Source organism: Longimicrobium sp., from assembly GCA_036387335.1.
GTDB lineage: Bacteria > Gemmatimonadota > Gemmatimonadetes > Longimicrobiales > Longimicrobiaceae > Longimicrobium.
The window spans coordinates 1-7,646 of record DASVTZ010000201.1 but is presented as its reverse complement, the minus strand read 5'-3'; the positions used below and the strand labels follow the sequence as shown (position 1 = coordinate 7,646).

6 protein-coding genes are annotated in these 7,646 nt (G+C 71.9%); all 6 read left to right on the top strand.

Going from position 1 to position 7,646, the window contains the following annotated elements:
• The first annotated feature begins 208 nt into the window (after positions 1-208).
• The 6 genes from VF647_20015 to VF647_19990 all read left to right on the top strand — a co-directional run bounded on the left by VF647_20015 (position 209) and on the right by VF647_19990 (position 7,619).
• Positions 209-694 carry a chemotaxis protein CheW gene (locus VF647_20015; GenBank protein ID HEX8454377.1) on the top strand — a complete coding sequence of 162 codons (486 nt, stop codon included), beginning with the start codon at positions 209-211 and terminating at the stop codon, positions 692-694.
• A gap of 26 nt (positions 695-720) precedes the next feature.
• Positions 721-1,083 (top strand): response regulator, encoded by a 363-nt coding sequence (locus VF647_20010; GenBank protein ID HEX8454376.1) that lies wholly within the window; start codon positions 721-723, stop codon positions 1,081-1,083.
• A 108-nt stretch (positions 1,084-1,191) separates the two neighbouring features.
• Entirely contained in the window at positions 1,192-3,096 is a 1,905-nt protein-coding gene (locus VF647_20005) for a chemotaxis protein CheA (GenBank protein ID HEX8454375.1), read from the top strand.
• A 37-nt stretch (positions 3,097-3,133) separates the two neighbouring features.
• Positions 3,134-3,751 (top strand): chemotaxis protein CheC, encoded by a 618-nt coding sequence (locus tag VF647_20000; protein ID HEX8454374.1) that lies wholly within the window; start codon positions 3,134-3,136, stop codon positions 3,749-3,751.
• A 2-nt stretch (positions 3,752-3,753) separates the two neighbouring features.
• On the top strand, positions 3,754-6,480 hold the full coding sequence (locus VF647_19995; GenBank protein HEX8454373.1) for a tetratricopeptide repeat protein: 2,727 nt from the start codon (positions 3,754-3,756) through the stop codon (positions 6,478-6,480).
• Positions 6,480-7,619, top strand: a complete 1,140-nt coding sequence (locus VF647_19990) for a DUF4388 domain-containing protein (GenBank protein ID HEX8454372.1) — start codon at positions 6,480-6,482, stop codon at positions 7,617-7,619. The genes VF647_19995 and VF647_19990 overlap by 1 nt, the downstream gene beginning before the upstream one ends.
• The last annotated feature ends 27 nt before the right edge of the window (positions 7,620-7,646 follow it).

The following is a 7,646-nucleotide window of genomic DNA, read 5'->3' as shown; positions in this document are numbered from 1 at the left end:
GGGGCGGTGCAGCCCGTGGCACGGGCGCGATGAATCGCGCCCCTACAAGGCATCCGCGCAGGACGCGGTGTTCTCCCCCTCTCCCGCCCTGCGCCCCCGCTGGCGGGGGAGGGGGTCGGGGGGAGGGGGCCCCCATTTCTTGACCCCGCCCCCACCCCCCGCTATACTCCCCACACACACCCCCCGCGATACCACCCCCGGCCCGGTAATGCTCCCAACCCAGAGCCACGACACGGCCGAAGGCGCCGCCGACATGGCTGCGCTGGAGCGGGTGGTGCTGTTCGTCGCCGGGGGGCACCGGTTCGGGGTGGGGATCGAGTGCATCCGCGAAGTGATTCCGGCGCGGGCGTACACCCCGCTCCCCGGGAGCGGCGAGCACGTCTGCGGGCTGATCAACCTCCGCGGGCGCATCGTCACCGTCATCGATCTCGGCGCCCGCCTCCGCCTCCCGCCTTCGTCGGCCGTTCCGGACCACAGCATCGTGATCGTGGAGCACCACGACCGCCTGGTGGGGATGGCGGTGGAGGAGGTCGCCCGCATCGTGGAAGTCGCCCCAGAGACGCTGACGTCCTCGGCCGAGGTCCTGCGCTCCCTTCGCATCGACCGCGCGTACCTGCGCGGGGTGGGCGAGGTGGACGACGAGATCTTCGTGGCCGTGGACCCCGGCGAGATCTTTTCAAGCATCCTGACCTGACCCCAACCCAACCCACCGGAGGATTGATGAGCCAGACGGTCCTCATCTGCGACGACGCCATCTTCATGCGCACGATGATCGGGGACATCCTCACCCAGGCCGGCTTCCAGATCGTTGGGGAAGCCGAGACCGGCGTGCAGGCGGTGGAGAAGTACCGCCAGTTCAAGCCGGATCTGGTGACGATGGACATCGTGATGCCGGACATGGGAGGGATCGACGCCGTCCGCGAGATCGTAAAGGAAGATCCGGCGGCCAAGATCCTGATGTGCAGCGCGATGGGGCAGCAGGCGCTCGTCATCGAGGCCATCCAGGCCGGCGCGCGCGACTTCGTGGTGAAGCCGTTCCAGCCGTCGCGGGTGCTGGAGGCGGTGCAGCGGGTGCTGGGATGACTGCAAGTGCTAAGTGCTAAGTCCTAAGTGCTCGCTGAACAGCGTGGTGCCGTCCGGGCACTGCAAGCCACTTAGCACTTAGCACTTAGGACTCAGGACTTTCCGCCCATGGAACTTTCCCAGTACGGCGAGCTCTTCCTCAGCGAATCGCGCGAGCACATCTCCGCGATCAACCACCTTCTTCTCGCCCTGGAGCAGAATCCGGAGGGCGGGGAGCCGGTGGAGGGGATGTTCAGGGCGGTGCACACCATCAAGGGGATGTCGGCGACGATGGGGTACCGCGCCGTCGCCGACCTGGCCCACGAGATGGAGAACTTGATGGACAGCGTCCGCCAGGGGCGCGTCTCGCCGGGGCCCGAGATGGTGGACCTCCTCTTCGCCGCCGCCGACGCGCTGGAGAGGGCGGTGGAGCTGGCCGTGGAGGAGGGCGACGGGGAGCAGCCGGAGATGGCCACGCTCCTCGCACGCCTGCGCGCCGCCGCGGGCGATGACCGCCGCGCGCCCGTGGAGGGGCCGGCGCCGGAGGGCGGGCCGCCGGAGCACGTGGAGGGGGCGCTGGTCGTGCGGCTGCGCGTGGCGCCGGACTCCATGCTGCCGGGGGTGAGGGCCTTCCTGGCGCTGCGCAGGGCGCGCGAGCTGGGCGAGACCTTTGCGCTGCATCCGCCCGAGGCGGCGCTGATGGAGGAGGGGTTCGACGGCGCGCTCTTCTTCCTTCTGCGCACCGAGCTGAGCCCGGACGAGGTGCGCGCCGCGGTGCTGGCGGTGGGGGAGATCGCGGACGCGCAGGTGCACGAGGACCGGCGTGGGACGGCGGCGCCCTCGCTTCCCGAAGCGGAGAGCGCGGCGGGGGCGGCGGCCAAGGTCCGCAACATCCGCGTGGACCTGCGCCGGCTGGACGCGCTCATGAACGGCGTCGGCGAGCTGGTGATCGTGCGCGACCGGCTGCGCACCCTGGCTCGCGACGCCGATCCGGAGCTCCTGGAGGCGGTGGACCAGGCGTCGCGCCTGGTGGGGGAGCTGCAGGGCGAGATCATGCGCGCCCGCCTCGCTCCCGTGGGCCAGGTGTTCGACCGCTTCCCGCGCCTGGTGCGCGACGCGGCGAGGTCGCTGGGGAAAAAGGTGGAGTTCGTGATGGAGGGGGAGGGGATCGAGCTCGACCGCTCCATGCTCGACGAGATCGGCGACCCCCTGGTGCACCTCCTGCGCAACGCGCTCGACCACGGCATCGAATCGCCCGAGGAGCGGCACGCGGCGGGAAAGCCGGAGAAGGGGACGCTCCTCCTCTCCGCCGCCCGCGAAAGGTCGCGCATCGTCATCCGCGTGGAAGAGGACGGGCGCGGCATCCAGCGCGAACGCGTGCTGCGCAAGGCGGTGGCGCTGGGGCTGGTGGCCGAGGCGGACGCCGCCGCCATGGGCGACGACGAGGTGCGGAGGCTGGTGATGAGGCCCGGCTTCTCCACCGCGGAGCGGGTGACCGACGTTTCGGGCCGCGGCGTGGGGCTGGACGTGGTCGCCACGCGGGTACGCGCGCTGGGCGGGATGCTGGAGATCGACAGCGAGCCGGGGCGCGGCACCGTCTTCACCCTGCAGCTTCCGCAGACGCTCGCCATCGTGCGCGCGCTGCTGGTGAGGCAGAGCGGCGAGACCTACGCCCTCCCCCTCACCCACGTGGGCGAGACGGTGCACCTGCTGGAGCACGAGGTGGGGAGCGTGAAGGGGCGCCCCGTCGCGTTCCTGCGCGACGAGGTGATCCCGCTGGTGACGCTGCGCTCCCTGCTGAACACCAACGGCGCGGCGCCGGAGGGCGGCAAGCGGCCGGCCGTCCTGCTGGAAGTGGGGGAGCAGCGGGTGGGGCTGGAAGTCGACGCCCTGGTGGGGCAGCAGGAAATCGTGGTCAAGTCGTTCGACGCCACGGCCGACACGTTGCGCCTCTTCTCGGGGGCCACCATCCTCTCCGACGGGCGTCCCGCGCTGATCCTCGATGCCGGAAGCCTCCTCGGCGCGGCGTCCTGAGAGAACCGACACACCTTCGCCCGAACCCGATCCGACGATGCTCGATCTGCGCGATCTGCAGGCCATTCAGCTTGACGCCCTCCGCGAGGTGTCGAACATGGGGGCGGGGCACGCCGCCACCGCGCTCTCGCAGATGACGAACACGCGGATCATGATCAACGTCCCGCGACTCCAGGTCACGCCGCTGGAGCAGGTGCCGGACATCATGGGGAAGGCGGACGAAGTGGTCGCCGCGGTGCTGATGCACATGCTGGGCGACCTCACCGGGCGCACCCTCCTCATCTTTCCGCGCAACGCGGCGATGCGGCTGGCGGAGATCCTCCTGCACCGCCCGGCGGGCTCGTCGCAGGTGTTCGGCGAGCTGGAGCAGAGCGCCATCAAGGAGGCGGGGAACATCCTGTCGGCGGCGTACATGAATGCGCTGGCCGACTTCATGGGGCTGATGCTCCTCCCCTCGGTGCCGTCGCTGGTGATCGACCTGTGCGGCGCGGTGCTCACCACGGCGTACACCAACTTCGGCCACGAGCGCGACTTCGTCTTCTGCATCCAGACGGAGTTCCTGATGGAGGGCGAAGAGGTGGTGCAGGGGCAGTTCCTCCTCCTGCCGGACATCGAGTCGCTGGAGATCATCCTCCAGAGCATCCGCCTGGCCTGACTGTGCAGGACGCACCCGCGCCGGCGGCGGCCCGGCCCAGCCACTCGGAGCGCGACCTTCGCATCCTGCGCGGCTTCGCCCAGCGCATCGACGCGGCGGACGCGGGGGCGCACAACAACCTCGGCGTCCTCTACTTCAACAAGGGGCTGTACGAGGAGGCGATCCAGCAGTTCGGGCGCGCACTGGCCATCGACAGCAAGATGGTGGTGGCGCAGCGCAACCTGGAGATCGCCTACTTCAACACCGGCTACTACGACCGGCTGATCAGCGAGCTGCGCGAGCGGCTGCGCGACGACCCCACCGACGCCGAGGCGCGCACCCGCCTCGCCCAGGCCTACCTCAACACCGGCGACGCCCCCGGGGCCGTCGCCGAGCTTCGCCGCGTCCTGGCGCAGGACCCGGACGACCTGGAGACGCTGATCCGGCTGGGGCAGGCGGAGAAGGCGGGGGGGCAGTTCGAGAGCGCGATGGGGTGGTACGCGCAGGCGCTGGAGCGCGATCCGGACTCGGCCGTGCTGCACTTCTACCTGGGCGAGCTCTTCTACAACCGCGGCCTCAACGACGAGGCGCTGCGCGAGCTGACGCGCGCCGTCGAGCTGAACCCGGAGCTGGCGGACGCGCACTACGTGCTCGCCTTCGTGTACGGCGACATGGGCGACCACGCGCGGGCCACGGCGTCGTCGCGGCTCGCCATGCAGCTCAACCCGCAGTACACCAAGGCGCAGGCCAACCTCTCGCTGGACCGCTACAGCGTCGCGCGCTACGAGGAGATGGTGGGCGACCGCGTCCGCCGCCCCGAAGTGGCCACCGGCGAGGCGCTGGCGCACTACAACCTGGGGATCGCCTTCCGCCAGAAGGCGCTGTACGACGAGGCACTGCGCGAGTTCGTGCGCGGGCTGGAAGGGGGCGAGGAGCCCGCGCTGCTGCGCCAGGCCATGGCCGAGGTGCACCTCCTTCGCGGCGACACGCGCGAGGCGCTGGACCTGTACGACCGGCTGCTGGCGGAAGACGAGCGCTCGCCCAAGCTGTGGAACGAGCGCGGCGTCTGCCTGCACCAGATCGGCCAGGTGGAGGATGCGGAGGCCAGCTACCGCCGCGCCATCGAGGCCGACCCGGCGTACGCCCTCGCGTGGAACAACCTGGGCGTGGTGCGCCTGCACCGTGGCGACGCGGACGGGGCGGAGAACGCCTTCCGCGAGGCGGTCACGCTGCGCGCCGCCTTCGTGGACGCGTGGAGCAACCGCGGGCTGATGCACATCCGCGCCGGGCGCCAGGGTGCCGCGCTGGACGCCTACCGCGCCGCCCTGCGCGCAGACCCCGAGGCCGCCTCCGCGTGGAACGGCATCGGCGCGGTGCTGATGGAGACGCGCCGCTACGAGGAAGCGCGCAACGCCTTCGTCCGCGCCGTGGATTCAGACCCGGACAACGCGGAGGCGCGCTACAACCTGTCGTTCGTGCTGTCGAACCTCGGGGATTTCGAGGGCGCTCTCCGCGAGACCAAGCGCGCCCTGGAGCTCAACCCGTACTACACGACGCCGCGCTTCAAGCTGGCGATCGACCTGCAGTACGAGTACGCCGAGGTGCTGGCGCCGGAGCTGGACGCGGCCGAGCGGCTGGCGGGCGACGACAAGGTGGAGAGCTTCACCTTCGACGAGTCCGCGCTGGACCAGATCTTCGGCGAGCTGGCCCCGCAGCCGGCCGCCGCCCCCGCGCCCGCCCCCGCGGCCGACGCCTTCAACCTGGCGGACGACTTCATCAGCAAGGGGCTGCTGGACCGCGCGCTGGGCGAGATCCGCCGCGTGGCCCTGGCCGGCGCCGACCCGGTGGAGGCGGCGCTCCTCACCGGGCAGGTCTTCCTGCGCCAGGGGCTGGACGGCGAGGCGCTGGAGCGGTTCGACGCGGCGCTCGTGCGGCTGGAAGGGGTGGAGTGGAGCGCGGCGCATACCCGCGCCTGGGGCGGCCGCTCGCGCGCGCTGCTGCGCCTGGGCCGCCTGGACGACGCGCGCTTCGCCGCCGAGACAGTGCGCGCGCACGCTCCCGACCGCGCCGACAACCTCCAGGTGCTGGGGGAAGTGCTGCTGCAGAGCGGCGAAGCGGCCGAAGCGGTGCGCGTATTCAGCCGCGCGGTGGAGATCGAGCCGCAGGACGCCGCCCTCCTCCGCCACCTAGGCCGCGCCGCCCTCGCCGCCGGCCGCACCGCGGACGCGGAGCGCGCGCTACGCATGGCCGTCAAGCTGGACCCCGACTTCGTGGCCGCGCGCGTGGAGCTGGGCAGGCTCCTCCTCACCAGCGGCCGCGTGGAGGACTCCATCCGCGAAACGCAGGCGGCGCTCGACATCCTCCCCACCTACGCGGACGCGGCGTACCTGCTGGCCCAGGCACAGCGCGCCGCCGGCCGCCCGCGCGAGGCGGTGGGGACGGCGGTGGACCTGCTGGGCGGCGACCCGTACCACCTGGATGCGCTCGTCCTCCTGGGCCAGGCGCTGATGGAGGACGAGCGCCCCAACGACGCACGACAGGCCTTCGCGCGCGTCCTCAAGTTCGACCCGGCGCGTGCCGAGGCGCTCTTCGGGCTGGGGGCGCTGGCGGCCGCCGAGCGGCGCTTCCGCGAGGCGATCGGCTTCTGGCGGCGCACCGTGGAGGCCGCACCGGATTCGCCGCTCGCCCAGGCGGCGCGCGGCAACATCGACACGGCGCTCGACGTCGTCACCGTCTTCCAGAGCGCCTGATGGCGATCGAAGGACCTCTCCGCGAGCTCGCGCTCAGCGACGTCTTCCAGCTCCTGGACCTGAGCCGCAAGACGGGCACGCTCACCGTCAGCCACGAGGCGCGCCACCAGCCGGCCGTCGTGCTCTTCGACCGCGGCGGCGTCGTCGGTGCGCAGCTCGGCGACGGACAGGACCGCCTGGGCCACCTGCTGCTGCGCGCCGGCAAGGTGGCCGAGCGCCACGTGGTGGCCGCGCGCCGCCTGCAGGAGCTGGTGCCCGGCAAGCCGCTCGGCGCCATCCTGGTGGAGGAGGGCGTCGTCTCGGTGCAGGACGTGGCTCGGCAGCTCCGCTTCCAGATCCAGGAAGCCGTCTTCGAGCTGATGCAGTGGAAGGACGGCTACTTCCGCTTCGAGGAAGGCCAGCCCCCGTCACCCGGCCCGGTGACCATCCGCGTCCCCACCGAGTCCCTGCTGATGGAGGCGGCGCGGCGGATCGACGAGTGGAGCACGCTGGAGTCCAAGATCCCGCACATGGAAGTCGTCCCCGCGCTGGTGCACGAGCCGGGCGACGATGCCGTGCTGGACCTGCACCCCGCCGAGTGGGAGGTGCTCGCCGAGATCGACGGCCAGCGCAGCCTCAAGACGATCTCCGGCGCGCTGGGGCGCGGCGACTTCGAGGTGGCCAAGATCGTGTGGGGCCTCGTCTCCACCGGCGTGGTGGACATCCTGGAGGAGGCCCCCGCGGAGCCGGCCGTCATGGCGTGGGAGCGCCCGCTGCGCGACGCCATGAGCGAGGCCGACCGCCTCCTGAACGAGGGCCAGCCGGATGCGGCCCGGCGCCTACTGGAGGACCTGGCGCGCGCAAACCCCGAGCGGGCGGAGGTGTGGACGCTGCTGGCGCGGGCGCAGCGCCGAGTGGGGCGCCGGCCGGAGGCGCTGCTGACCCTCAGCCGCGCGGCCTCGCTGGATCCGCTCTCCGCACCCGTGCACTACCACCTGGGCTTCGCGGCGGCGCATACGGGCGACCTGCGCCGCGCGCGCGACGCCTGGAGCACCTACCTGCGCCTGGAGGACGGCGACACCGCCCGCCGCGGCCAGGCCGAGCGCGCCCGCGACGCCGCCGACGTCCTCCTGGCCGCGCTCGACGAGGAGGCCGCATGACCGCATCGCCCGCGCAGGTGAAGCAGT

Bases quoted from the DNA above. Each gene is read 5' to 3' on its own strand.
- VF647_20015 (HEX8454377.1), top strand. From the start codon at position 209: ATGCTCCCAACCCAGAGCCACGACACGGCCGAAGGCGCCGCCGACATG.
- VF647_20010 (HEX8454376.1), top strand. From the start codon at position 721: ATGAGCCAGACGGTCCTCATCTGCGACGACGCCATCTTCATGCGCACG.
- VF647_20005 (HEX8454375.1), top strand. From the start codon at position 1,192: ATGGAACTTTCCCAGTACGGCGAGCTCTTCCTCAGCGAATCGCGCGAG.
- VF647_20000 (HEX8454374.1), top strand. From the start codon at position 3,134: ATGCTCGATCTGCGCGATCTGCAGGCCATTCAGCTTGACGCCCTCCGC.
- VF647_19990 (HEX8454372.1), top strand. From the start codon at position 6,480: ATGGCGATCGAAGGACCTCTCCGCGAGCTCGCGCTCAGCGACGTCTTC.